This is a genomic window from Reyranella sp. GW821-FHT14A01 (assembly GCF_058803965.1).
In genome coordinates, this window is the sequence record NZ_JBXAPM010000017.1 from 69,653 (window position 1) to 93,201 (window position 23,549).

Here is a 23,549-nt window from a genome sequence, read left to right on the forward strand (position 1 = left end):
TCGAGGAGCCGCCATGACGACCAAAGCGCATTCCGAGACCGTCCGCGACCCGCGCGGCCTGCGGCCGATCCCGCGCTTCATCTTCGCGTCACGCTGGCTCCAGCTTCCGCTCTACCTCGGGCTGATCGTGGCGCAGGTCGTCTACGTCTTCCTGTTCCTGAAGGAACTGGTGCATCTCGTGAAGGAGAGCCCCAGCGTCACCGAGCAGCAGGCGATGCTGATCGTGTTGGGCCTGATCGACGTGGTGATGATCTCCAACCTGCTGATCATGGTCATCGTCGGCGGCTACGAGACCTTCGTGTCGCGCATGGAGCTGAACCGCCATCCCGACCAGCCGGAGTGGCTGAGCCACGTCAACGCCAGCGTCCTCAAGATCAAGCTCGCGATGGCGATCATCGGCATCTCGTCGATCCACCTGCTGCGGACCTTCATCGAGGCCGGTACGCTCGGCAAAGAGGGTTCGACCTACACCGAAGCCGCCATCATGTGGCAGTCGATCATCCACGGCCTGTTCATCCTCTCGGCCATCGGTATCGCCATCGTCGACCGTATTTCGACGCCGCCTGTCCAGCATCACTAGGAGGCTGGACCGCTCCGTTCCCGACTGTTTATGTAGTCCCGGGAATACTACCGGGACGGGAAGTGGCGGTCATGTTCATGACGGAGTGGTGGTAGGTGTGGGACCTCATCATCGGGATGGTCGCCCTCGTCGTGGTGATCGTCGGTATCTTCTTCCTCGCCGCGGTCCTGCAGCGCGGCCAGTACACGCCGCCGTCGGAGGGGCCCTACCTGCCGGACTGCGCGCTGGGCAAGTCGTCGGCCGATCCGCGGGCCTGCGATCCGCAGAGATAGATCACTTGGGACGCGGCTCTTCGAGGTCCGCGTCTGCCGCGACGAACTTTCCCCGGCGCTTGAGCTTCACGGCGTCGAGAAGCGTCCGGGCCGCATTCCGTGTCTCCTCCTGGAAGGCGCGATCCCCATCCAGGGCGACATGGTTGTCGGCGTAGCTCTCATAGTAGCCGACATAGCGATCGATGACGGCCTGGTGGCCGGCATCGACCAGTCCCATGTCGCCCAGCCAGTCGCTGAGCGAGCGACGCAGGTTTTCCGTCCCGGCCGTGTCGCCGTGCACGACCACGGAGAAGAGGCGGCCCGCAAGATGGCGCGGGAAGTGCCAGCCCTTGCGCTCGATCGCCTTGGCCTTGTCGGGATCCTTCCCCTGGGTCGAGGTCGGATCGGGGTTGCCGCCGTCGGCGCACACCAGCCTGTCGATCATCGACTTCAACACGGTCGGCGCCTGGTACCAGTGGACCGGCGTCACGATCATGATGCCGTGCGCGGCGACCCACATCGGATAGATCTCGTTCATCCAGTCGTTGATCTGGTCGTAGGAATGGTTGGGATAGCAGGAGCAGGGCCAGTGGCAGAGCGGCATCGCCGTCGAGACGCAGGCCTTGCAGGGATGGATGTGCAGGCTGCGCTCGGCGGTGATGCGGCTGAGGTCGAGCACCTCGACCTCGATCCCACGCGACTCTTCGAAGACATCTTGGGCGATCTTCACGAGGCGCCAGGTCTTCGACACCTCGCCGGGGCAGGTCTGGTCGCTGCGGGGCGAGCCGTTGATCAGCAGGATGCGCGGTTTTGCCGTGGCGGCGCTGTGCCGGCGCTCGGCGCGGCGGATCGCGTCGCGCGCCGCCAGCCATTCGACGGAAAGCTCGTAGTCGGGATCGGCGAAGCCCGCACCGGCGCGGCGGGTGACAGGCGACTTGCGGCTGTCGCGATAGGCCTCCCAGGCGACGGCCAGGATCTCTTCGATGTCGTTCCCAAGGGGGCCGAAGGCGGGATCGTAGTAGCGTTGCCGCAGGCGCTGCTCGAACTCCGCCTTGTCGAGCGCCGTGCTGGGTGAGCCCTTGCGGGCCTTGGTCCTGGCCATGAGTTTCACCCCCGCTACCGGACGATAACGCAGCGGGCCTGGACAGGTTCACTCCCGCCGATATCACTTCGGCGGGAGAAGCTGCTGCGACTACTGGGCGGCGCCGCCCGCCCAGGGCGACATGACCTCGTTCATGCCGGTCAGTTCGCCCGTCTTGGGATCGCGCACGATGCAGGACGGGTTGGCGAAGCCCAGCGGCGAGACCGGATTGTCGACTTCGACCATCGGCAGCTTGGCGGCGATCGCCTTTTTCACCTCGTCGGGCAGGTCGCGGTTCACCCGGATCGGGCCGACGCCGGAAATGTCGACCCGGGGCTGATGGAAGGCCGCTTCCACGTCCATGCCGCGGTCGATCATCATCAGCGAGAGCTGGGAGACGGCCGGCACGATACGCCGCCCGCCCGAGGCGCCGATGCAGAACCACGGCTTGCCGTCCTTCGTGACGACGACCGGGCAGATGTTGCAAAGCGGCTTCTTGCCCGGCGCGATCGAGTTGGGACGGTTGGGCTCGGGATCGAACCACAGCATGCCGTTGTTCATGGTGATGCCGGTCTTGGGCAGCATCACGCAGGAGCCGAACAGGCTCATCAGCGTCTGGGTCAGCGCCACCATGTTGCCTTCGGAGTCGGCTGCGCAGAAATGCGTGGTGCAGGTCTCGGTGGGCTTGTCGCCCAGCGTCTTCAGGCGCTCCTCGTAGGCCTTGTGCATGCCCTCGGCGATGGCGGCGAAGAAATCGGCGCCGGGCGCACCCTTGCCCTTGGTCGCGGCGCCCGCCAGCTCGATGGCGCGGCGCAGGGTGGGGCCGGCGGTGAGGCCGCCCGCGACGTTGATGGTGACGCCGTTATGCTCGAAGGCGAGGGGATCGAGGATCTTCGCCTCGTAGCTCGCGAGGTCCTCGTAGGAGATCTTGGAGCCGCCGGCCTGCAGGTCGGCGGCGATGTCGCGCGCCAGGCTGCCTTCGTAGTATTCGCGCGGGCCGCCTTCGGCCAGCCGCCGCATCGTCTCGCCCAGATTGCCGAGCTTGATGTAGCGGCGGGTGCCGGCCCAGTCGTTGGCCGGGACGCGGCCATCGTCGCACAGATAGTTGGCCTTGGAGGCGGGGAACTTCTCGAGATGCTTCGCCCCGTTGGCGATCATCACCTGCATGTACCAGTCGAGCTCCATGCCGCGCTGGGCGATCTCGACGCCGGGCTGCAGCACGTCCTTCCAGGCGACCGTGCCGAAGCGCTCCAGTGCCTTGGCGAGGCCTGCGACCATGCCGGGCACCGCGATCGAGTGATAGCCGACCTCGTTGCGCTGCTCCTTGATGTCGGGCCAGGCGAAGGGATTGGCCGGGCCGGGGCCGACGATCTCGTAGACCGACGGATCGAGCTTCTTGGCCGAGACGGGGCCGTAATCGACCGTCCAGGCGCGGCCTTCCTTGGCGCTCCAGATGGTCATGAAGCCGACGCCGCCGATGCCGCTCATCCAGGGCTCGAGGGCGCCGATCGCCATGCCGGTGGCGACGGCCGCATCGATGGCATTGCCGCCCTTGCGCAGGATCGAGGCGCCGACCTCGGCCGCCTTCACGTTCTGGGCGACGACCACGCCCTTGCCGCGGACTGCATGCTTGGTGAATTTCAATTGCCGTGTCAGCGACTCGCTCATCAATGCTCCTCAAATGGTAAGGAGACTGTAGCGGGGCCTCTTTTGGCCACAAAGCCTGTTAAACTGCAGGGCGGACCGGCAGAAAGATCGTGGCGTGGCTGAACTGAACCAGATCGATCTGCAGGCACTCATTAAGGGCAACAAACGCACATGGGATGCGTTCGTCGTTGCCGCTGCACCATTGATCAATGCCGTCGTGCGCCGGACCCTCAGCTCCTACCGGCTGAGCGAGGACGATGTGATGGACGCCGCCCAGGATGTGTTCGTGCGCCTGTGCGCCCAGGATTTCAGGCTGTTGAAAACCTACGACCCGGCCCGCGCCGGATTGCCGACCTGGCTGTCCGTGGTGTCGCGATCCTGTGCCATCGACCATGTGCGGCGACGGCGACAGGGCACCGAGCCCATCGACGACGTGCCGGAGGCCTTCCTTGGCGTGGAGGACCGACATGTCGAAAAACTCAAGATTCCCGAAGGACTCCTGACGGCCCGGCAGATCCTGATCCTGAAATACCTCTACGACGAGGAGCGGGATGTCATGGAAGTTGCACGGCTCCTGTCCGTGGATGCCCAGACCATCCGGAGCACCCACCACAAGGCTTTGCAGAGGCTGCGTGCGCATTTCCGCGAGGACGACCCCGCCGGTGGGGGATGAACCGGGATGTTTTGGCGTACTATGGGCAGGAGCGACCCATGACCATCGAGCGGACCCCGAGGAGCGACAAGGAGCTGTGGCGAAGCCTCGCCAGCCAGCCCCTGGTTGCGCCTGTCTCCGCGCCTGCCGCGGTAAGCGAGATGGATCTCGCCGCCTGGCTCGAAGGCCGCCTGTCCGAGGAGGCCGCTGCCCCCATCGAGACGGCTGTCGCGGCGGATCCGGCCCTGCGCCGCGCCGCGCTCGAACTGGCCGATATCCTGGGCAAGCCCCTGCCGGCCGCGCCCGAGCGGATGATGGTGCGCGCCCGCGCGCTGGTCGGGTTCGAGACCGGGCGTGCGACCCGGTCGGGCGGTTGGCTCAGCGGGTGGCTGTTCGGCGGCCCGCGCCATGCACTCCAGCAGGGCGTGATGGCGGCGGCTGCCCTGGTGATCGCGACGGGCGGCTTCGTGGTCGGCGGCGGGTTGGGCGAATCGCTCGCCCAGCAGCGCGAGGGCTATTCCACCACCGAGGCCGCCAACATCACGACGGTTTCGGCAACGACATCGAACGAGGTCAGCGAGTTCTTCGCCGGCGACGGGATCTGACATGAACTCGCGCCTGTTGCAGGTCCTCCTCGGCCTCTCGCTGCTGCTGAACACGTTCGTCCTGGTGGGCTTCGTCTATCGCAGCTGGATTGCGCCACCGTTCGAGATGCACCGGCCGCCGCCGCCACGCAGTCAGTCCGGGCAACCAGGACAGCCGGCCGGTCCGCGCTTCAACCCCGTCGAGATGGTGGCTCACGATCTCGACCTCGACGCCGAGCAGCGCAAGGTCCTGCAGGGGCTGTTCGATCAATATGCGAAGGCGCGCCGGGAACGGCTTCAGGCGATCCAGCAACTGCGCGAGCAGACGGGACTGGAAATACGCCGACAGCCGCCCGACATGACGAAGATCGACGAGCTGGTCGATCAGGTCAGCCAGCTTCGGGCCGAACAGCAGAAGGAGACGCTGCGGACGTTCACGCAGCTCGAGCCAAGCCTGCGACCCGAGCAGCGTGAGCGCATGCAGAAGCTGCTCGTTGAGCGGATCATCTCGCCGCCGCTGCCGTCTCGTCCGCCGGCCGGAGGCCCGCCGCGCCCGCCACAATAGGAGGCCTGTCATGAGTACACGCCTTGGTCGTCGCGGCTTCATGGAGGGCGCTGCGGCATTTTCAGCCGGTCTTTCCACCAATCTGTGGTCGGCCGTGCCGGCGCGCGCGGCTTCGGCGATGGGCTTCGACGACGCGCGGCATCTGCTGTCGCGGACCTCCTTCGGCGTGACGCCGGCCGAAATCCGCTCCCTGGAAGCCGTCGACTATTCGGTCGCGGTCGACCGGCTGCTCGCCAACCCGCGGCGCGAGGCGATGACACCCGCGCCGGAGTGGATCGGTCTCGGCCCGGCCGAGGTACAGCGCCGCCAGCAAGCGGCGGAAGCCGAGCGCAAGAAAGGCGTCGATGGCAAGACTCTCGCCATCGTCCGTCCGGTACAGGAGCAGGGCCGCGAGCTGAAGAACTGGTGGGTCGAGGAAATGCTCGTCACCGACCAGCCGCTGGTCGAGCGCATGACCCTGTTCTGGCACGGCCACTTCACCTCCTCGCTGATGAAGGTGCGCTATCCGGCGTCGCTGTTCCGCCAGAACGCGCTGTTCCGGCGCGAGGCGCTCGGCAACTACGCCACTCTTCTGAGGGCCGTGGTGCGCGATCCGGCGATGCTCATCTATCTCGACGGCAGGGGATCGGTGGCGCGGCAGCCCAACGAGAATTTCGCCCGCGAGCTGCTTGAGCTCTTCACCCTGGGCGAGGGCAACTATGGCGAAGCCGACATCAAGGCGGCGGCGCGCGCCTTCACGGGCTGGAGCGTCGACCGCGAGTCCGGGCAGTTCATCGAGCATCCCCGCCAGCACGACGATGGCCAGAAGACGTTTCTCGGCAAGGCCGGCCGCTTCGGCGGCGACGAGATCCTGACGATCCTGCTGGCCCAGCCCCGTACGGCGGAGATGATCGTCGAGAAACTGTGGCGCGAATTCGTGTCCTTGAGCCCCGATCCCGCCGAAGTGAAGCGACTCGCGGTCGGATTCCGCCAGGGCGGCTACGAGATCAAGCCGCTGATGCGCGCGCTCTTCCTGTCGGCCGCCTTCCGCGACCCCGCCAATCGCGGCGCCCTCATCAAGTCGCCGGTCGATCTCATCGTCGGTTCGGTCCATGTGCTGGGCCTTCCCGTGCCGGAGAAGACGGGCCTGGTGCGCATGCTGCAGGGCTTGGGGCAGGTGCCGTTCGATCCGCCGAACGTGAAGGGCTGGGCCGGCGGCGAGAGCTGGATCTCGACCTACACGCTGCTGCTGCGCCAGCAGTTCCTGCGGCGCATGATCGAGGCGACCGCCGTGGCGCCGATAGAAAGCGGCATGCGGATGGCCGACCGCCCGAACCGGCGGGCCGACCGCCGCGAGCAGCTTCCTGCCGCCGAAACCATGCAGATGATGGAACCGCCGCGTCCCGTCGAGGGCCGCAGCCTGCGCAATGCCGGCACCGAGGTGCGCCTCGGCTCGACCCTGGCCGGCGTCGACGGGGCGGCGCTGCTGCGCACGCTCCTGCCGCGCCAGCCGGTCGACGGCGTCGACACGAACGGAACCGCCGGTGCGGTGGTGGCGTCGGCGATGCTCGACACGGCCTATCAACTGAAGTGAGGAGAGGGCAATGGGCCGTATTCTCCTGCTGGTCGAACTGAAGGGCGGCAATGACGGGCTGAACACGCTCGTGCCCTATGCCGATCCGAAGTATCGCGAGCTGCGCGCCGGCATCGGCGTGCCGCGCGAGCGGGTCGTTCAGCTCGACGAGAAGGTGGGACTGCACGAAAAGCTCACGCCGCTGATGGAGACGTGGAAGGCGGGCGACCTCGCGATCGTGCAGGGTGTCGGCTATCCCTATCCAAACCGCTCGCACTTCCGGTCGATCGAGATCTGGGACACCGCCTCGGCTTCGTCCCAGACGCTGAGCGAGGGCTGGGTCGCCCAGGCGTTCAACGGCGCCAAGCTCGCCAAGGGCGTCGGCGTCGACTGCATCGTGGCCGACACAAATGCGCTTCCGTCGACCGGCCCCTCGCTGCGGACCATCGTGATGCAGGATGCCGAGAATTTCCTGCGCCAGGCCAATGCCATCGGCGCGGCGTCGGCCATGGCCGGCGGCGGCAATCCGGCGCTGCGCCACCTGCTGGCGGTACGGCAGGAGATCAATGCCGCGGCGGCTGGCCTGCGCGACCGGCTGCGCGATTCACCTGCCCCGGCAGAGGCCTATCCGCAGGACGTCCTGCTCGGCCGCCAGCTCGACCTCGCCACACGAATCATCTCGGCCAGGATCCCGGTCGTGGCGATCAAGGTGGCGCTGGGCGGTTTCGACACGCACGCGAACCAGGCGCCGACGCACGAGCGTCTTCTGGCGTCCCTGGCGTCGAACCTCGCGATCCTGCGCCGGAACCTGATCGCCGCCGACCTGTGGAAGGACGTGGTGGTGATGACCTATTCGGAGTTCGGCCGCCGCGCCCGGCAGAACGCCAGCGGTGGCACCGACCATGGCACGTCGGCGCCGCAGTTCGTCATGGGCGGCAACGTGAAGGGCGGCCTGCACGGCGTGTACCCGTCGCTCTCGGACCTGCCGGACGGCGACCTCCGGCACACGGTGGACTTCCGCAGCGTCTTCGCCACGCTGGCCCAGGGATGCTGGGGCCAGCAATGCGATTTCGGCCTGCGCCAGCCGCAGAGGCTGGGCTTCCTCGCCTAGTGAAGCGTGGCGGCGCGCCGCCCGAGGATCTCGTCGCGCACCGAGCCGCGGTCGGCTTCGACGCGGATGTACCAGATGAGCAGCGCCGCGATGATCTTGATGACCACCGGAATGGCGATATAGACGAAGACCAGCGCGGAGGCGCTGTAGAGACCCATGGACGGATTAAAGCCGAGCAGGGCTGCCACCGGCAGCGAGCCAGCCGCCCCGATGGCCGTGGCCAGCTTTGTCGAGAGCGCCCACAGGCCGAAATAGGCGCCGGTGTCGCCCTTGGTGTCCTTGCCTTCGTCGGAGTTGATGATGTCGGCCAGAACCGAGGGCGGCAGGCCGTAGTCGGCGCCGATACCCAGGCCGGTGACGATGGCGATGGGCATGAACCAGATGAAGTCGCCGGCGCCGAGGAACACGGCGAGCGACATCGACGCCGCCGTCATGACCATGGCGACGAACCAGGCGGCGGTCTTGCTGAGGCGGCGCGACAGCAGCAGCCACAGCGGCACGCTGGCGGCGGCAGCGCCGAAATAGACCAGCAGGATGATGCCGGCCTGCAGCTTGTTCCCCTTCAGCACGTGCTCGACGTAGAACAGCATCACCGACACCGCGACGCCCAGCGCCGCGCCGTTGACGATGAACACCAGCAGCAGGCGGCGGAAGAGCTTGTTCTTCAGCGGCGCGAAGAACGGGATCAGGGTCTTGAGCGTGAAGTTCCGCTCCATGTTCTGCGTCGGCCGGGCGAGCCACGGCATCATGCCGGTCAGCCAGTCGCGGAAATAACGGACATGGATCTCGGGATTCTCACGCACGACCGGCGGATGCACCGAGGGTGGCGACCAGAGGAGCGTCGGCAGGGCGAACAGGACGGCGATCGGGATGAAGAACAATCCCATATAGACGTAGCCTGCATGGTCGCCGAACTGGGCCGTGAAGTAGGTCGGCAGCACGACCGCCAGGGTCATGCCGATCAGGCCGAAGACCTCGCGGCCGACGGTGACCCTCGTTCGCTCGTTGTAGTCGTCGGTCAGCTCCGCGCCGTGGGCGTGATAGCTGATCGACACGCCGGCATAGCCGAGATGGACCACGAACAGGGCGACGAACAGCCAGGTCGCCAGCAGCACCGGCTGGGTGAACAGCGACTGCGGCGGATGGAACAGCATGTAGAAGCCGCCGATCAGCAGCGGCAGCATCAGCGCGACGAAGGTGAGGCGCCCGCGCGGACCCCGATGGGTGAACTTGTCACTGATCAGGCCGATGACCGGATCCTGCACCGCGTCGATCACACGGGTCGTGATGAAGATCAGGCCCATGATGCCCAGCGGCACCTTGAGGATCTCGCCATAGAAATGGCTGACGTTCAGCACCACCGGCAGGGCCGCCATGTTGAGCGGAAGCTGGTTGGTGGAGTAGGCGATCAGACGGTCGAAACGCAGCCTTATGGACGTCGACGAGCCGAGGCCGGACTTTGGCGCATGCACGCGGATTTTGCCTTCCTGTTCGGCTCACCTTGGACCGGCGGCCTCTTGATTGCCGACAGTTATATATGCCGAAAGTGTGCCTGCAAAACGTCCGTGCGGCGCGTCGAAAAGCCTGCGGCACAATAGGCAAGGTAATATCGCCACATGCGGCGGAAACGCTCGTCGAAGCCCATGCGGCCGACCTGGTCGGCAACCTTGTCGAAGCGGCCCAGCCAGGTTTCCAGGGTCCGCGCATAGTCCAGTCCGAAACTGTAGAGCTCGGCCACCTTGAGGCCGGCCTGCCGGCACTGCTCGCGCAGACTGGCGGGGGACAGCAGCATGCCGCCCGGAAAGACGTAGGTCTGGATGAAGTCCGGATGGGTCCGGTAGCGCTCGAAGAAGTCGTCGGCAATGACGATGGCCTGCACGACGGCCGAGCCGCCGGGCACGACATGACGCTTCAGGGTCGCAAAATAGTCGGGCCAGTAGCGCTCGCCCACCGCCTCGATCATCTCGATCGACACGATATGGTCGTAACGCCCCTCGATGTCGCGATAGTCGCGGAACTGCAGGTCGACCCGGTCGGCCAGCCCGGCGCGCTGCAGGCGGGCCTGGGCATAGGCGAGCTGCTCCTTGGAGATGGTCACGCCGGTGACCCGCATGCCCCGGCGGGCGGCGACCTCGGCGAAGCCGCCCCAGCCGCAGCCGATCTCCAGGATGCTGTCGCCCTGCCGGGCGCCGAGCTGGGTCAGGATGCGTTCGTACTTGGCGGTCTGGGCGGCCTCCAGCGGCTTCTCGGCCTCTCCGGCGTAGAGGGCCGAGGAGTAGGTCATCGAAGGGTCGAGCCACAGGCCGTAGAACTCGTTGCCCAGGTCGTAATGGGCATGGATGTTCTTCTTCGACCCCTCGCGCGTATTGTCGTGCCGCCGATGCAGGAACTTCAGCAGCAGCCCGTGGAAGAAATTCGTCCGGGTGATCTTGCCCAGCGCCTTCTCGTTGGCGAGGAGCAGGCGGATCAGGCTGGGCAGGTCGGGCGAATCGCAGAAGCCTTCCATGTAGGCCTCGGCGAAGCCCATGTCGCCATCGAGCAGGACGCGGCGGAAGAAGCGCCAGTCGGTGACGTCGATCTCGGCGTACGGCGTCGCGTCGGCCTGGCCGAAGCTGCGCACATGCCCATCGGGAAGCCGGACGGTCATCCGGCCGACGGTCAGTCGTTCCAGGGATTTCAGGACAAACCGGGCGGCGAGGTGCATGCGGTCCGAAGTGAAGTCAGCGGGTCACGAGCTCCGACGGCGGTGCTGGCTTGCCGTAAAATCTCGCCCGCTTCCGCCACAGATGCAAGGCCTGCCAATGGATTCGGGCGACGACGCCGAGTGTCATGGTGGGATTGCCCAGGAAGTGCCGGAGCACGCTGCGGTCGTCGAGCGCCTCGCGGCGGCCGCCGACCGAGGTCGCCAGCATCAGCCCCTCGGCATCGTGATAATTCACGTCGACATGGGCGTGCCCGTCATCGAGGCGGAAGCGGAAGCGATAGCTGCCTTCGACCGGCAGGAAGGGCGAGACGTGGAAGACCTTGCGGCCTTCGAGCCACTGCTCGGGTCGGATCGGAGCCCTGTCCGCGTGATGGACGAGGTAGCAATGGCTCTCGCCGAACGTGTTGTTGACCTCGCAAAGCACCGCTCGAAGCGCACCGCCCCCGTCGTGGCAGAACCAGAAGCTTACCGGGTTGAAGACGTAGCCCAGCATCCGCGGCAGGGTCATCAGGACCACCTTGCCGCCGCAGAGGTCCCCCAGCCCGTGCTGCCGCAGGATGCCGTTCAGCCAGGCCCTGAGGTCGGAACCATCGCGTGCGCCGTGATCGGCCCGCCGGAAGGAGACGAGGCCGCGCCGGTCGAGCTTCAGCCATCGGCCCGCGGCGCTCTCCAGCGCATCGAGGTCGAGACAGAGATAGCCGACCTTGTAGCGAAACGCGTTCTCGCGCGGCCTGAGCCGCCGATGCATGACGCTGGCGGCAACGATCGAATGAGGCGAGGGGGTCACGTCGGTTCCGTTGCGACGCGCGCCGCCACCGGGACCGGCAGGATTGTCGGCCGGTCGGCCACGACGCGGGGTGGATCACCGATCCGGCGGTGCTCGTTGGGCCGCGCCCAGGGCCGGTGGACGCCGAGCTGCTCGGCGACGTCGAGGCCGGCCGACAGCGCATCCTCGTGGAAGCCGTAACCGCAATAGCTGCCGCAGAAATAGGTGCCGCGCAGACCCTGGATACGGTGCAGCTCGCGTTGCGCCCGGATGGCGGCCGCGTCGTACATCGGATGCTCGAAGGTGAATCGCGCATGGGCGGTCGCCGGCGAGGGTGTGCGCCCGGGATTCACCGAGACGAAGAGCGGCGCGCTGTCGGGCAGGTTCTGCAGGCGGTTCATCCAGTAGGTGACGCTCACAGTGCTGTCTCGGCTCCTTGTGTCGGCCACGTAGTTCCAGCTTGCCCAGACATTGCGGCGCCGGGGCATCAGGCTCTCGTCGCCGTGCAGCCAGACCTCGTTGGAAGAATAGGCGAAGCGGCCGAGCAGGTCGCGCTCCTGCTGGTCGGCGTCGGTCAGCAGGCCGAGCGCCTGGTCGGCATGACAGGCCATCACGACCCGATCGAAGTGATCCCAGTGGCCGGCGGCATCGCGCACCTCAGCGCCGCCTTGCGTGCGGCGCACCGCGCTGGCCGGTGTGGCGAGCCTCGCGCGGGCGCGCAGCGGCGCCACGATGCGCTCGACATAGGACCGGCTGCCGCCGCTCACGGTGCGCCACTGGAGCTGCGGGCCGACCGTGAGGAGGCCGTGATTGTTGAAGAAGCGCACGAAGGTCTGCGCCGGATAATCGAGCATGCGGCCAAGTGGCGTCGACCAGATGCAGGCCGCCATCGGCACGAGATAGCGGTCGCGGAAGGCCGCCCCGAAACCGGCGCTGGCGACGAAATCGCCGATCGTGAAGTCGAGATCCTCGCATCTGTCCAGGAGCATCGGCGCGAGGCGGTTGAAGCGCAGGATATCGTGCGTCATGCGCAGGAAAGACGGGCGGGCGATATTGCAGCGCTGGGCGAAGTAGCCGGCGAAAGAGCTGCCGTATTCGAACCGGCCTTCGTCGAGGCTGACGGCGAATGACATGTCCGACGGTTCGGTCGGCACGCCGAGATGGTCGAACAGGGAAACGAGGTTGGGGTAGTTGCGCTCATTGAAGACGATGAAACCGACATCGACCGGCGTGCGGCCCTGCGGCGTCGGCGCTTCGACGGTGCAGGAATGTCCGCCGAAGCGGTTCTCGCGTTCGTAGACGACCACGTCGTGGCGGCGGCTGAGGAGCCAGGCGGCTCCCAGGCCGGAGACGCCGGCGCCGATGACGGCGATTTTCATTTATAGAGGCTCCCTCGAGACTTCTTGTGCGGACTTCTTGAGACTGCGGAAGGCTGTCAGCGCCCGGTCGCGGGCGGCTCCGTGGTCGACGATGCGCTCGGGATAGATGTCGGGCGATGGCGGAACCGGCGCCGTCCAGGGCTGATGGATGGCTGCATCGGGGATGTCTGCAAGCTCGGGCACCCAGCGTCGGACATAGTCCCCCTTGGGATCGAATTTTTCGCCCTGGAGCACCGGGTTGAAGACGCGAAAGAAGGGCGATGCGTCGGCGCCCGAACCGGCGACCCATTGCCAGCCGGTTGCGTTGTTGGCGGGGTCGGCATCGACCAGCGTGTCCCAGAACCAGCGTTCGCCGGCACGCCAGTCGATCAGCAGGTCCTTGGTCAGGAAGGACGCCACGATCATGCGCACGCGATTGTGCATCCAGCCAGTGGTCCAAAGTTCGCGCATGCCGGCATCGACGATGGGATAGCCGGTCCGCCCGCGCCGCCACGCGTCGAGCGTGGCGTCGGGATCGATCCAGGGAAAGGCATCGAACTCCGGCCGGAAATTGCGTTGAGCAAGATCGCCGTGGTGGAAGAGCAAATTGTACGCGAACTCGCGCCAGCCTACTTCGGCGAGGAACTTTTCGGTGGCGGCCGAGACGCCACGCGTCGTCGCGGCGCGCCAGATCTGTCGCGGGCCGATCTCCCCGAAGGCCAGATGCGGCGAAAGGTGCGATGTTCCTTCGACCGCCGGTAGATCGCGGCTGCGGCGGTAGTCCTCCAGCGTTTCGCCCAGGAAGTGCGTCAGCCGCTCCTTGGCGCCGTCCTCGCCGGGCATCCAGGTGGCGCGCAGCCCGCCCGCCCAATCGGGCGACGCCGGCAGCAGCTTCCAATCGGGGAGGGTATCGCTGGCTGGCCACACCTCGGGCGCCGGTAGCGTTTCTGGCGCAGGCAGGGGGTTACCGGGAGGCGGCAAGGACCGGCAGGCGCGCCAGAAGGGGGTGAACACCTTGAAGGGGGCGCCGCCCTGCGTTTTGACTTCCCAGGGCTCGAACAGAAGGTTGGCCTTGAAGCTCTCGACGGCTACGCCTTGTTCGGCGAACACCTTCTTCAGTCGCGTATCACGATCGCGCGAGCCCTGGTCGTAGATGCGATTCCAGAAGATCGACGCGGCGCTGCATTCGGCCGCGAGTGTGGCGAGTGCTTGTTCGGTCGATCCGCGGCGCAGGACGAGGCGCGATCCCAGTTTCCGCAGCGACCCGTCGAGGGATTCCAGACTGTGATGAAGCCACCAGCGCGCCGCGGCGCCGCGCGGCCTTATCCCATCGGTTTCCTGATCCAGCACGAACACGGGCAGGACGGCACGCCCGGACTCCAGGGCCGCGACGAGGGCTGGATTGTCAGAGAGGCGGAGGTCGTTGCGAAACCAGACGATCGAAACCGACATGTCCGGCATACGCACAAGGCGGCCGGACGGATGATGGGGTGAGGCCCGGAGTCAGGATCGCGGGCAGTTCGGCACGGGCCGCATTTCCAGGGCCTGGAGATCGGCGGTGACAGTGACCAGGCCGGTCTCGACGGTCAGCCGGTCGAGCACGCCGTTCTCGTAGACCTGCGCCGTCACCGTGAACATCGGACGCTGCGCCTGCTGGCGGCCGCGCGTGAAGTTCATGACCACCGGCCACGATTTGCCCTTCGGCGTGGCGACAGGTTTGTCCGTCGGCCGGGCGCCTCGCAAACGATCGTCGTCCAGTTGCGTCACGTCGATCAGGAAGACGTCGCCCATCACTTCGGGGTCGAACATCAGCGCCGGAAAGGACGCCGCATTGGCCCGGAGCCGTTCGATCAGATGGTCGATGGCGGCGACGGGCATCAGTGTCGCGAGCGGCAGGGTGAATTGGGATGGCGGCGCGCCGGCCTGCACGATCTCGGCTCGCAGTTCGCCGCCGGTCTTTTGGAGTCGCCCCTTGGTCTCGCGCGTATTGCCGTTCTGAACCTGCACAGTGCGATAGCGAAAGTTGTTGCCGCTGCGGGATTCCTCGGCATCGAGCTTGGACGAGAGGCTCATCTTCCACGAGGCCGTCAGCGCGATCTCCGTGGCGATGTCGCGCTTCAGATGCCAGCCCGCGCAATCCTGCGTCAGGTCCTGTACGGCCGTCCCGATGCGCGGCGCGTTGGCCGCTGCTCCCAGTCGCAGCACATACTCTGCGCGATGCGGCTGCATCTGCGCAAAGGCCAACTGCGGGCCGCACAGGAGCGCGGCGACGGCGAAACACACAAGGCGATGCATCGAGTCACCTTGCGCACGGCCCTGCATCGGGTCAATCGTGCCTCACATGAAATTGCGAGAGATCGTGGCAGGATTCTGGCGGGCTTATCGTCCGATCCGTGCATGAACAGGCTCGAATTCGTTTGCGCGGGCGAGCCCCTAGAAGCCTTGCCGATGGGTGCCTTGTACTGGCCGGCGGAGCGATTGCTGGCGGTGGCCGATCTCCATCTGGAGAAGGGCTCGTCCTATGCCGTCAATGCCCGCAAGCTGTTGCCGCGCTACGACACGCGGCAGACGCTCGGCCTGCTGGCGACGCTGCTCGATGCCGTAGAGCCGCGCACGATCGTCTGTCTCGGCGATTCGTTCCATGACCGTGCGGCCGTCGAGCGCCTGCCCGAGGCGGAGCGCCTCGAGATCGAGCGGCTGACGGCACGGACACGCTTCGTGTGGATTGCCGGCAACCACGATCCCGCACCGCCGCCCGAGGGCTGGGGCGAGGTCGCGGAAGAGATCAAGGCGGGGCCGCTGGTCTTCCGGCACGAGGCGCTGTTCGGGCCGGCCGACGGCGAGGTCTCCGGCCACTATCATCCGGTGGCGGCCTTGACGGTGAGGGGACGTGGCCTGAGGCGGCGCTGCTTCCTGACCGACGGAAGGCGACTCATCCTGCCGGCCTTCGGCGCCTATGCCGGAGGTCTCAACGCGCTCGACCCGGCGATCGCGCAGCTCTTCCCCGACGACTACGACGCGCTCGTCGTCGGGAAGGATGCGGTGCGCCGCCTGTCGTGGCGGCAGCTTCGGCCGGACGCGACCTTCGCGTAGGTCGGAGCGACGTTGGATGCGGCGCACCCAAGCCCACCATGGAGCGCGCAACTCCAGTTGCGCTCAAGCTTCGTTGACCAGCAAGGCATGAGCGCCACTGGAGTGGCGCGCTCCATTGCGAGCTTTCTGCGGGATTACTTCGGTAGCTCGTACTTCAGGGTCACTTCGCCCAGGCCTTCGATCTTGCCGGTGGCGGTGCTGCCGGGCGGCACGAACTGGCAGGCGACCATGCTGCCGGTCGAGACGAACATGCCCTTCTTCAGGCGCTTGCCGTGGTCGCCGAGCTTGTTCACGAGCCAGGCCAGCGAATTGTAGCAATGGCCCAGCACGTCGCCCGAATGGCCCTCGCGCACGACCTTGCCGTCGAAGGAGATCGTGCCGTTCAGGTTGCCGAGATCGAGCTTCGACCAGTCCTTGTTGGGCTTGGCGAACAGCGAGCCGCCGTTCCAGCCGGCATCCATGATCAGCGGATTGACCGCGAGGCGGCTGTAATCCGCGCCGCGATCCTCGATCAGCTCGAAGCCGGCGCGCGCATCGCCGACATATTGAGCGATCGACTCCTTGTCGTAGGGCGTGCCCTTCGGCGCCGGCACGTCGGCATTCACGGTCAGGATGATCTCGAGCTCGACGCCCAGGCGCGTCCAGCGATCGGCGCGGACGGAGGCCTTGTGCTCGAAGACGCGCTTCTTGCGGACCGGCCCGTAGGCGGGGCCCTTGAGCCCGGTCTGCGCCAGGATCTGCGGCGAGGTCAGCGCGATCTTGTAGCCGACCAGCGGGCCCTGCTTGACCACCTGCTTCTTCAGGAAGGCGTCCTGGACCTTGTAGGCGAGGCGCTCGTCGTCGGTCGCGAACTGTTCCGGCCACCAGCCGACCACGGCGCGCGCCTTGTCGACCTGGTGCAGCCACTTGGCGACCTTGGCGATGCTGAACGTCATTGGAGGCTCCCCCTTGCTTGATTTCATCGTCGCCGCATAGTGCCATCATGGCGGCGAAAGCGTTGCAAAATTTCGGACCGGTCCGCAGCGGCGCGGTCGTGGGCGTGGTGCTCGCGGGCGGCGAGGGACGGCGCATGGGGCCGGGCGCGCTGAAGCCGCTGCGCCTGCTGGCCGGCCGGCCGATGGTGGCGCATGTCGTGGAGCGGCTGCGGCCCCAGGTCATGGATCTCGTGATCGTCGCCAACGATCCAGCCCCGGAATTCCGCGCCCTCGATGTGCCGGTGATCCCCGATCCCGCCGATATCGAGGAAGCCGCCCGGCGGGAGGGACGGCGGCTCGGCCCCCTGGCGGGCATCCTCGCGGGCATGGAATGGGCCCGCCGGCATCATCCCCATTCCGGCTGGATCCTGACGGCTCCCGCCGACGTGCCGTTTCTGCCGCTCGACCTCACCGTCCGGCTGTGCGGGCTGATGCATGTGCCGGAGCCCGACGTGCTGATGGTCCGTCACGGCAAGCGGCGCGAGCACACCATCGCCATCTGGTCGGTGAAGCTCGCCGGCGATCTCCGGCGCGCGATCCTCGAGGAGGGGATGCGGCGGGTCGAGACCTTCGCCCAGCGCTATGTCTTCGAGGAGCTTGTCTGGCCGGGCAACGCCGCGCCGTTCCTCAACGTCAACACGCCGACCGAGCTCAGCGAGGCGATGCGTCGTCTGGAACGAGTTCGATCACATTCCCGTCGATGACGACCTTGCCGGCATTCTCGAAATTGACCGTGATGCGGTGGCCGATCATCGACTGGATCTGGCCCAACCCCCAATCCGGCCGGTCGGGATGGCGGACGAAGTCGCCGGGGCTGAAGAGCCCATTGCCGGGCTTGTCGAACAAGTTTTCGTTACTCCCGTCGAAGGGTACGATAGGCACGCCTGACGTCCTGCCGCCTCAATCTGGCGTATAGACTGGGCGTCGTCACGTAATGGAGGACACATGAACACGACCCGCCTCGCCATCGCCTCGGCCCTTGCTGCCGCGCTCGTGCTGCCGGCCGCCACCAGCCAGGCGCAGGGCAATATGGAGAAGTGCTACGGTATCGCGAAGGCCGGCAAGAACGACTGCCAGACCGCGAAGTCGTCCTGCGCCGGCACCTCGAAGACGGACGCGCAACCCGACGCCTGGGTCTCGGTTCCCAAGGGCGCCTGCGAGAAGATCATCGGCGGCAAGCTGACCGCCAGCTGACCATGCGACCGGTCGCCGGCATCGGGCTGCGCTCGCCGCATCTGGCGGAGATCGCGCGCGACCGGCCGGCGACCGGCTTTCTCGAGATCCACGCCGAGAACTATCTCGCGGGATCGCCGGCGCTGCAGGCCGTCGAACGTCTGCGCCAGGATTACGATTTCTCCGTCCATGCGGTCGGCCTGTCGCTCGGCTCGGTCGACGGTCTCGACGAAGCCCATCTGGATCGCGTCGCGGCGCTGGTCGAGCGCCTCCAGCCGGCCCTCGTTTCCGACCATCTGTCCTGGAGCGTTGCAGGCGGGCGTTACTTCAACGATCTGCTGCCGTTGCCCTACACCGAGGAAGCGCTTGAGGCCGTCGCGTGCAATGTCGACCGGCTGCAGGAGCGGCTGGGCCGGCAGGTGCTGGTCGAGAATCCCTCCTGCTATCTGGCCTTCGCGCATTCGACCTTGTCGGAGCCCGAGTTCCTCGCGGAGCTGGTCGGCCGCACTGGCTGCGGGCTGTTGCTCGACGCCAACAACATCGTCGTCACGGCGCACAATCTGCGGCTCGATCCCGCGGCGTGGCTGGACGGGCTACCGGCATCTTCCATCGGTGAGTATCACCTGGCCGGTCATGCCGTGAACGACGCGGACGGCGAGCCGATCCTGATCGACGATCACGGCAGCCGGGTTGGCGAGGACGTATGGACCCTGTTCGAGAAGATCGTGCGCCGCTACGGGCCGCGTCCGACGCTGGTCGAATGGGACACCGATCTGCCGGCCCTCGACGTCCTGCTCGACGAAGCGGGCCGGGCGGCACGGGCGCTTGCGGGAGAGGCGATGGCCGATGCTCGCGCTGCGTGACCTGCAGGCGGCTTTCACCGCGCATCTGAAGGGCGAGGATCGGTCCGACCTGGCCGCCGCCATCGTCGGCGACACGATCTCCGCGTCTGCGCGTCTGCGTGTCCATCGCCATCACGTGGTGGAGAGCCTGGCGACGGCCCTCGCGGCCACGTTTCCGACTGTCGAGGCGATCGTCGGCGAGGCGTTCTTCCGGGCCGTGGCCAAGGCCTTCATCGGACGGGACCTGCCACGGCAGCCGGTGCTGGCCGAGTACGGGGTGGATTTTCCGGCTTTCGTCGCGGAGCACGAGCCGGCGGCGTCGCTGCCCTATCTGCCCGACATGGCGCGGCTCGACTGGGCCCTGAACCTGGCTTTCCAGGCGCCCGAGGAGGAGAGGCTCGCGGCCTCCGATCTCGCCGGCTGGGCGCCCGAGCGCCTGCTTGGGCTGAGGCTGGTGTTGGCGGCGGGCTCTGCCGTGATCCAGTCGCCTTATCCCATCGACCGGATCTGGCGCGCGTCCCAGCCCGGCGCGACGGAGGGCGTTTCGTTGGAGGAGGGGCCGGCGGCGGTGATCGTCCTGCGCCGCTCCGGGGATGCGGTTTTCGAGAGGTTGAGCTTGCCGGAAGCGGCCTTCGTGATGGCGCTGGACGGCCGCGCTACTCTGGAGGAGGGGGCGGAGGCTGCGTACGCGGTCGAACCTGCCTTCGACGTGAGTACAACCTTTGCGCAGCTGCTTGCTTTGCGGGCATTTGCTGCGTTGCAATAAGACCCGTGGCCCGAGGGCTAAAAAACCCTCGTATTTTGGGAATTATTACAGCCGCTGTAATTGTTGCAGCGCACGGCTGAATCGGCGTCCGGACCCTAAACCTTCTTGCTCCGCAAGGGCCCGTCCCTATACTCCGCGCGCTTCGAAAAGGGTCCGCCTTCCCCTGGTGGACCATCGATGCTGCGAGTGGAGTTGCCGACGATGTCGATTACGTTGCCGCAGAATTATCGGCCGACAGACCGTGAATCGTTCATGAATCCGATGCAGCAGGAGTACTTCCGCCAGAAGTTGCTGAAGTGGAAGGGCGAGCTGATCGACGAATCCAACCAGACGTTGCAGAACATGCAGGAGGAGAGCCTGGCGCAGCCCGATCTCGCCGATCGCGCGACCGCCGAAACCGATCGCTCGCTGGAGTTGCGGACCCGGGACCGCTTCCGCAAGCTGATCTCCAAGATCGACCAGGCCATGAAGTCGATCGACGAAGGCACCTACGGCTACTGCGAAGAGACCGGCGAGCCGATCTCGCTGAAGCGTCTGGAGGCTCGTCCGATCGCGACCCTGTCGGTCGAGGCGCAGGAGCGTCACGAACGCATGGAACGCACCCGCCGCGACGAAGGCAACGACTGAGGAATAAAAAGGCCCGCTTGAATGCGGGACTTTTCTTTTGCGGTCGTCGCGTCGATCAGGCCCTGGCTTCGTCCTGCATGGCCTGGCGATTGAGCGCGCGGCCGGCCTGGCCGCCGCCGGGCTTGCCGTTGCGCCACGCGATGGCGCCGTTGCACAGGACCGTATCGATGCCCGTGGCCGGTGCGATCGGCTTCTCGAAGGTCGCGGTATCGATCACCGTCTCCGGGTCGAAGATGCAGATGTCGGCATAGAAGCCAAGCTTCACCTCGCCGCGCTTGGCCAGATGAAAGCGCTGCGCCGAGTAGGAGGTCATGCGGCGCACGGCGTCCTCCAGCGGAAACAGCTTGAGGTCGCGCGAGTAGTGGCCGAGCACCCTCGGGAAGGTGCCCCACAGGCGCGGATGCGGATGGGCGTCGAACGGGATGCCGTCCGAACCGATCATGGCGCCGGGATGGGACATCGCGGCCTGCACGTCCTTCTCGTCCATCATGAAGTAGATGGCGCCGGCCGGCTGGATGCGGTCGGCGGCTTCCCTCATCGAGCAGCCCATCTCCTCGGCGATCTCCTTGAGGTCGCGGCCGCTCATGCCCGGCACCTTGTCGGACCAGGTGATCAGCACCTTGTCGGCGCGCTCCAGCATGTCACTCCGCAGGATCGTGGAGCCCGCGACGTACGGGTAGACGTCGAAGGAGATCTGCTGCTTCTTCATCGCCTCGTTGAAGTGCGGCAGCGTCTCCTTCATGCGGCCGAAGTTCGAGCGGCCCGAGCACTTGTGGTGCGAGACGATGATCTCGGCGCCGACGCGGCGACCGATCTCGAACGTCTCGTCCATCGCCTTCAGGATGTGGTCGCCCTCGTCGCGCATGTGGGCGGTGTAGACGCCGCCCCACTTGCCGAGCGGCGCAGCGACTTCGGCCACCTCGTCGGTCGAGGCATGGCTCGACACGGCATAGAAGAGACCGCTCGACATGCCGATCGCGCCCTGTTCGAGGCTCTGGTCGAGCAGCTCGCGCATCTGCTTGATCTCGCCGGCCGTGGCGACGCGATTCAGGTCGTCGCCCATCGTGTTGATGCGCAGGGTGCCGTGGCCGATCAGGAAGGCGCCGTTGATGGCGGGCTTGGCGGCCTCCACCTTGCCGGCGAAGTCGGCGAAGCTCTTGGAGAGATTCTCCTTCTTCTTGATGATCAGCGACATCCAGTGGCCGACGTCGGGCCGGACATACGGCGCGGCCGAGACGCCGCAATTGCCGCACACCACCGTCGTGACGCCCTGGCTCGCTTTCATCGCCATGGTCGGATTGTCGATCAGGGCCGTGTCATCGTGCGTGTGCACGTCGATGAAGCCCGGCGCCACGACCTTGCCCGCGGCGTCGATCTCGTTGTCGCCCTTCAAGGTGCCCGGCGCCTCGATGGCGACGATGCGGTCGCCCTTCACCGCCACGTCGGCGGCGAACAGCTTCTTGCCCGTTCCGTCGGCCACCTGGCCGTTGCGGATGACGATGTCGTAAGTGGCCATGGGGACTCCTAGGCTTCGTTGCGGCCGAGCCGCATGTCGAGGTCGAACGGGTAGAGCGGACGCTTCACGCGCTCGTACTTGAAGAGCTTGAGGTCGGAGGCGGTGCAGCCGTCGCCGTCGCACATCACGATGTGCTTGGCGATGGGCTCGAAGCCGGCACGGAAATGCTGGCGCGACTTGATGAGCACGTACTTCTTGCGACGCGGATCGATGCCGCAATGGGTGAAGACGCCGAGGTCGTAGGGCTCGGCGCGCTTCTCCGACACGACGATCTGCATCTTGCCGGTGTCGAGCACGGCGGTGCGGCCCATGCGGACGGTCGTGCCGGTGGCCATCGGTCCCGTGACGGTGAACTGGCCGTCGGTGATCGCCTTCACCTTGCCGGTGATCTTGAGCGGCTTGCCCTTCAGGCCCATCGCCGGCATGTCGATCTTGCCGCCCAGTTCGAGAGTCACTTCGGCGCCGACGCCCGCCTTGATCATCTGCTCGACGCAGGCCGGGTCGCAGATCGGGCCGGCGCAGGCATCCTCGAGCTCCTGCTTCAGGGCTTCCTCGATGACGCTCATCACGTCCTGGGTGCCGCCCGAGGCGGTGTTGTCGCCATGGTCGGCCATGACGACCGGATAGTCGGTGTAGCCCTTGGCGCGCCCGACCTGGACCGACAGCGGCTCGGGATGGAACAGGAAGCCCTCGCGCTTTTCCCAGGCCGTATCGAGGATACGATTCAGCAGGATCTCGCCCTCGGCCGTGCGCTTGTCGCAGACGATGACGGAGGAGAGGGCGAGGTGGGGGATGTCGGCCTGCGGGAAGCCGCCGAACACCGAGGCGTTCAGCACCTCGCCGGTGTCCTCGGCCTGGTTGGCCATGCCCATCAGCGTCTTCATCGGCTCGCGCGACGGGGTGTGGACCAGCGAGCTGCTCATGATCGGGCGGTTGCCCCAGACCATCTTCGGCTGGACCTCGCCGGCCAGGGTCCGCATCAGCGTCCGGCCGGCGCGGCGGGCCGTGTCGGCCATGTCGATATGGGGATAGGTGCGGTAGCCCGTCATGATCGTGGCGCCGTTCACCATGGCGTTGGTCATCTGGGTGTGGAAATCGAGCGCCACGGCGATCGGCACGTCGGGGGCAATCGCGCGAATACGATTGAGCAACTCACCTTCGCCGTCATCGTAGTGCTCGGCAACCATGGCGCCGTGCAGGGCCAGCAGGACGGCGTCGCAGCCCTTCTTCACCTCGTCGACGATGGCGGTCGTCATCTGCTCGTAGGCCGCCTTGGTGACCAGGCCGGACGGATGGGCAGAAGCGGCCATCGGAACGGTGAATTCGGCGCCAGCGTTGCGGGCCACCTCGATGAAGCCGCCGAGGGAGGTGTTGGTCCCCTCGGACTCCTTGATGGCGGCGGGGCCGTTCAGGGCGCCCTGGCCGCCGCCGCGGGTGAAAGACTCGATGGGGGTGGGCAGGGGTGAGAACGTATTGGTCTCATGCATCATCATCGCGACTACGAACTTCTTGGCCAACAACCCCTCCATCCAGGACTTAAGTCTTTGAACACCCTATAGAAATCGCACACCTCGCGCGTTTGCTGAAGCAATGCATTTGATGCAAAGCTGCATCGCACTATTCTTGTGCGTTGCAAAAACAACACACCCACCCTCAGACATCAACGAACGCTAAATATGTGAATTCAGGGCTCTTTTTCGCTCTTGC

General features: G+C 66.4%; 25 protein-coding genes. 13 read left to right on the forward strand and 12 right to left on the reverse strand.

Going from position 1 to position 23,549, the window contains the following annotated elements:
* Positions 1–13: 13 nt before the first annotated feature.
* Both AC1ROX_RS26330 and AC1ROX_RS26335 read left to right on the forward strand, forming a co-directional pair.
* Entirely contained in the window at positions 14–580 is a 567-nt protein-coding gene (locus tag AC1ROX_RS26330; protein WP_493130853.1) for a TIGR00645 family protein, read from the forward strand.
* 95 nt (positions 581–675) lie between these two features.
* A complete protein-coding gene (locus AC1ROX_RS26335) occupies positions 676–852 on the forward strand; it encodes a hypothetical protein (RefSeq protein WP_493130855.1) in 177 nt (58 codons plus the stop codon).
* 1 nt (position 853) lies between these two features.
* Here AC1ROX_RS26335 and AC1ROX_RS26340 read toward each other — a convergent pair whose 3' ends face one another.
* Both AC1ROX_RS26340 and AC1ROX_RS26345 read right to left on the reverse strand, forming a co-directional pair.
* Positions 854–1,933, reverse strand: a complete 1,080-nt coding sequence (locus AC1ROX_RS26340) for a flavodoxin family protein (protein ID WP_493130857.1) — start codon at positions 1,931–1,933, stop codon at positions 854–856.
* Positions 1,934–2,023: 90 nt separating this feature from the next.
* Positions 2,024–3,580, reverse strand: coding sequence for a gamma-glutamyltransferase family protein (locus AC1ROX_RS26345; RefSeq protein ID WP_493130859.1), 1,557 nt, complete (start codon positions 3,578–3,580; stop codon positions 2,024–2,026).
* 94 nt (positions 3,581–3,674) lie between these two features.
* Between AC1ROX_RS26345 and AC1ROX_RS26350 the strand changes: the two genes are divergently transcribed.
* From AC1ROX_RS26350 to AC1ROX_RS26370, 5 genes are read left to right on the forward strand one after another with little or no spacing between them, the layout of a single operon-like run.
* Positions 3,675–4,232, forward strand: a complete 558-nt coding sequence (locus tag AC1ROX_RS26350; RefSeq protein WP_493130861.1) for an RNA polymerase sigma factor — start codon at positions 3,675–3,677, stop codon at positions 4,230–4,232.
* Positions 4,233–4,270: 38 nt separating this feature from the next.
* Positions 4,271–4,816, forward strand: coding sequence for a hypothetical protein (locus tag AC1ROX_RS26355; RefSeq protein ID WP_493130863.1), 546 nt, complete (start codon positions 4,271–4,273; stop codon positions 4,814–4,816).
* Between the two features lies 1 nt (position 4,817).
* Positions 4,818–5,360: a Spy/CpxP family protein refolding chaperone gene (locus tag AC1ROX_RS26360; RefSeq protein ID WP_493130865.1), complete on the forward strand. Its 543-nt coding sequence runs from the start codon at positions 4,818–4,820 to the stop codon at positions 5,358–5,360.
* A gap of 10 nt (positions 5,361–5,370) precedes the next feature.
* Positions 5,371–6,933 carry a DUF1800 domain-containing protein gene (locus AC1ROX_RS26365; protein ID WP_493130867.1) on the forward strand — a complete coding sequence of 521 codons (1,563 nt, stop codon included), beginning with the start codon at positions 5,371–5,373 and terminating at the stop codon, positions 6,931–6,933.
* A gap of 10 nt (positions 6,934–6,943) precedes the next feature.
* Positions 6,944–8,023 (forward strand): DUF1501 domain-containing protein, encoded by a 1,080-nt coding sequence (locus AC1ROX_RS26370; protein WP_493130869.1) that lies wholly within the window; start codon positions 6,944–6,946, stop codon positions 8,021–8,023.
* On the opposite strand, the gene AC1ROX_RS26375 is transcribed toward AC1ROX_RS26370, so the two are convergent.
* From AC1ROX_RS26375 to AC1ROX_RS26400, 6 genes are all read right to left on the reverse strand, one after another.
* Complete coding sequence (locus tag AC1ROX_RS26375) at positions 8,020–9,495, reverse strand: MFS transporter (RefSeq protein WP_493130872.1); 1,476 nt, start codon at positions 9,493–9,495, stop codon at positions 8,020–8,022. The two genes, AC1ROX_RS26370 and AC1ROX_RS26375, sit on opposite strands and share 4 nt — an antisense overlap.
* A gap of 59 nt (positions 9,496–9,554) precedes the next feature.
* A complete protein-coding gene (locus AC1ROX_RS26380) occupies positions 9,555–10,670 on the reverse strand; it encodes a class I SAM-dependent methyltransferase (protein ID WP_493130874.1) in 1,116 nt (371 codons plus the stop codon).
* A 73-nt stretch (positions 10,671–10,743) separates the two neighbouring features.
* Positions 10,744–11,514, reverse strand: coding sequence for a DUF1365 domain-containing protein (locus AC1ROX_RS26385; RefSeq protein WP_493130876.1), 771 nt, complete (start codon positions 11,512–11,514; stop codon positions 10,744–10,746).
* A complete protein-coding gene (locus AC1ROX_RS26390; RefSeq protein WP_493130878.1) occupies positions 11,511–12,872 on the reverse strand; it encodes an NAD(P)/FAD-dependent oxidoreductase in 1,362 nt (453 codons plus the stop codon). The genes AC1ROX_RS26385 and AC1ROX_RS26390 overlap by 4 nt, the downstream gene beginning before the upstream one ends.
* On the reverse strand, positions 12,873–14,303 hold the full coding sequence (locus AC1ROX_RS26395; RefSeq protein ID WP_493130880.1) for a cryptochrome/photolyase family protein: 1,431 nt from the start codon (positions 14,301–14,303) through the stop codon (positions 12,873–12,875).
* Between the two features lie 51 nt (positions 14,304–14,354).
* Positions 14,355–15,146 carry an EipB family protein gene (locus AC1ROX_RS26400; RefSeq protein ID WP_493130882.1) on the reverse strand — a complete coding sequence of 264 codons (792 nt, stop codon included), beginning with the start codon at positions 15,144–15,146 and terminating at the stop codon, positions 14,355–14,357.
* Positions 15,147–15,248: 102 nt separating this feature from the next.
* Between AC1ROX_RS26400 and pdeM the strand changes: the two genes are divergently transcribed.
* On the forward strand, positions 15,249–15,944 hold the full coding sequence (pdeM, locus tag AC1ROX_RS26405) for a ligase-associated DNA damage response endonuclease PdeM (RefSeq protein WP_493130884.1): 696 nt from the start codon (positions 15,249–15,251) through the stop codon (positions 15,942–15,944).
* A gap of 134 nt (positions 15,945–16,078) precedes the next feature.
* Here the strand turns inward: pdeM and AC1ROX_RS26410 are convergent, their stop codons facing one another.
* The gene (locus tag AC1ROX_RS26410; RefSeq protein WP_493130886.1) at positions 16,079–16,879 is read right to left on the reverse strand and encodes a 2-keto-4-pentenoate hydratase; all 801 of its coding nucleotides are present in this window, start codon (positions 16,877–16,879) and stop codon (positions 16,079–16,081) included.
* Positions 16,880–16,941: 62 nt separating this feature from the next.
* On the opposite strand from AC1ROX_RS26410, the gene mobA reads away from it, so the two are divergent.
* Complete coding sequence (mobA, locus tag AC1ROX_RS26415; RefSeq protein WP_493130888.1) at positions 16,942–17,622, forward strand: molybdenum cofactor guanylyltransferase; 681 nt, start codon at positions 16,942–16,944, stop codon at positions 17,620–17,622.
* On the opposite strand, the gene AC1ROX_RS26420 is transcribed toward mobA, so the two are convergent.
* A complete protein-coding gene (locus AC1ROX_RS26420) occupies positions 17,570–17,800 on the reverse strand; it encodes a DUF3553 domain-containing protein (RefSeq protein WP_493130890.1) in 231 nt (76 codons plus the stop codon). The genes mobA and AC1ROX_RS26420 overlap by 53 nt on opposite strands.
* A 63-nt stretch (positions 17,801–17,863) precedes the next feature.
* On the opposite strand from AC1ROX_RS26420, the gene AC1ROX_RS26425 reads away from it, so the two are divergent.
* The 4 genes from AC1ROX_RS26425 (at position 17,864) to dksA (ending at position 20,326) form a co-directional block, all read left to right on the forward strand.
* Complete coding sequence (locus tag AC1ROX_RS26425) at positions 17,864–18,112, forward strand: BufA1 family periplasmic bufferin-type metallophore (RefSeq protein ID WP_493130892.1); 249 nt, start codon at positions 17,864–17,866, stop codon at positions 18,110–18,112.
* Between the two features lie 2 nt (positions 18,113–18,114).
* A complete protein-coding gene (gene bufB, locus AC1ROX_RS26430) occupies positions 18,115–18,954 on the forward strand; it encodes an MNIO family bufferin maturase (protein WP_493130894.1) in 840 nt (279 codons plus the stop codon).
* On the forward strand, positions 18,938–19,699 hold the full coding sequence (locus AC1ROX_RS26435) for an HvfC/BufC family peptide modification chaperone (protein WP_493130896.1): 762 nt from the start codon (positions 18,938–18,940) through the stop codon (positions 19,697–19,699). Before bufB ends, AC1ROX_RS26435 begins: the two co-directional genes overlap by 17 nt.
* Before the next feature lie 201 nt (positions 19,700–19,900).
* Positions 19,901–20,326 carry an RNA polymerase-binding protein DksA gene (gene dksA / locus AC1ROX_RS26440; RefSeq protein ID WP_493130898.1) on the forward strand — a complete coding sequence of 142 codons (426 nt, stop codon included), beginning with the start codon at positions 19,901–19,903 and terminating at the stop codon, positions 20,324–20,326.
* 55 nt (positions 20,327–20,381) lie between these two features.
* Here the strand turns inward: dksA and AC1ROX_RS26445 are convergent, their stop codons facing one another.
* Together AC1ROX_RS26445 and AC1ROX_RS26450 are read right to left on the reverse strand one after the other, a co-directional pair.
* Positions 20,382–21,842: an N-acyl-D-amino-acid deacylase family protein gene (locus tag AC1ROX_RS26445; RefSeq protein WP_493130900.1), complete on the reverse strand. Its 1,461-nt coding sequence runs from the start codon at positions 21,840–21,842 to the stop codon at positions 20,382–20,384.
* Between the two features lie 8 nt (positions 21,843–21,850).
* Entirely contained in the window at positions 21,851–23,359 is a 1,509-nt protein-coding gene (locus tag AC1ROX_RS26450; protein WP_493130902.1) for a M81 family metallopeptidase, read from the reverse strand.
* Positions 23,360–23,549: the final 190 nt, after the last annotated feature.

What these genes read in the sequence shown, in the direction of transcription:
- AC1ROX_RS26330 (WP_493130853.1), top strand. Translation starts at nt 14, where the DNA reads ATGACGACCAAAGCGCATTCCGAGACCGTCCGCGACCCGCGCGGCCTG.
- AC1ROX_RS26340 (WP_493130857.1), bottom strand. Translation starts at nt 1,933, where the DNA reads ATGGCCAGGACCAAGGCCCGCAAGGGCTCACCCAGCACGGCGCTCGAC.
- AC1ROX_RS26345 (WP_493130859.1), bottom strand. Translation starts at nt 3,580, where the DNA reads ATGAGCGAGTCGCTGACACGGCAATTGAAATTCACCAAGCATGCAGTC.
- AC1ROX_RS26355 (WP_493130863.1), top strand. Translation starts at nt 4,271, where the DNA reads ATGACCATCGAGCGGACCCCGAGGAGCGACAAGGAGCTGTGGCGAAGC.
- AC1ROX_RS26360 (WP_493130865.1), top strand. Translation starts at nt 4,818, where the DNA reads ATGAACTCGCGCCTGTTGCAGGTCCTCCTCGGCCTCTCGCTGCTGCTG.
- AC1ROX_RS26365 (WP_493130867.1), top strand. Translation starts at nt 5,371, where the DNA reads ATGAGTACACGCCTTGGTCGTCGCGGCTTCATGGAGGGCGCTGCGGCA.
- AC1ROX_RS26370 (WP_493130869.1), top strand. Translation starts at nt 6,944, where the DNA reads ATGGGCCGTATTCTCCTGCTGGTCGAACTGAAGGGCGGCAATGACGGG.
- AC1ROX_RS26380 (WP_493130874.1), bottom strand. Translation starts at nt 10,670, where the DNA reads ATGACCGTCCGGCTTCCCGATGGGCATGTGCGCAGCTTCGGCCAGGCC.
- AC1ROX_RS26390 (WP_493130878.1), bottom strand. Translation starts at nt 12,872, where the DNA reads ATGAAAATCGCCGTCATCGGCGCCGGCGTCTCCGGCCTGGGAGCCGCC.
- AC1ROX_RS26395 (WP_493130880.1), bottom strand. Translation starts at nt 14,303, where the DNA reads ATGTCGGTTTCGATCGTCTGGTTTCGCAACGACCTCCGCCTCTCTGAC.
- AC1ROX_RS26400 (WP_493130882.1), bottom strand. Translation starts at nt 15,146, where the DNA reads ATGCATCGCCTTGTGTGTTTCGCCGTCGCCGCGCTCCTGTGCGGCCCG.
- pdeM (WP_493130884.1), top strand. Translation starts at nt 15,249, where the DNA reads ATGAACAGGCTCGAATTCGTTTGCGCGGGCGAGCCCCTAGAAGCCTTG.
- AC1ROX_RS26410 (WP_493130886.1), bottom strand. Translation starts at nt 16,879, where the DNA reads ATGACGTTCAGCATCGCCAAGGTCGCCAAGTGGCTGCACCAGGTCGAC.
- AC1ROX_RS26425 (WP_493130892.1), top strand. Translation starts at nt 17,864, where the DNA reads ATGAACACGACCCGCCTCGCCATCGCCTCGGCCCTTGCTGCCGCGCTC.
- bufB (WP_493130894.1), top strand. Translation starts at nt 18,115, where the DNA reads ATGCGACCGGTCGCCGGCATCGGGCTGCGCTCGCCGCATCTGGCGGAG.
- AC1ROX_RS26435 (WP_493130896.1), top strand. Translation starts at nt 18,938, where the DNA reads ATGCTCGCGCTGCGTGACCTGCAGGCGGCTTTCACCGCGCATCTGAAG.
- dksA (WP_493130898.1), top strand. Translation starts at nt 19,901, where the DNA reads ATGTCGATTACGTTGCCGCAGAATTATCGGCCGACAGACCGTGAATCG.
- AC1ROX_RS26445 (WP_493130900.1), bottom strand. Translation starts at nt 21,842, where the DNA reads ATGGCCACTTACGACATCGTCATCCGCAACGGCCAGGTGGCCGACGGA.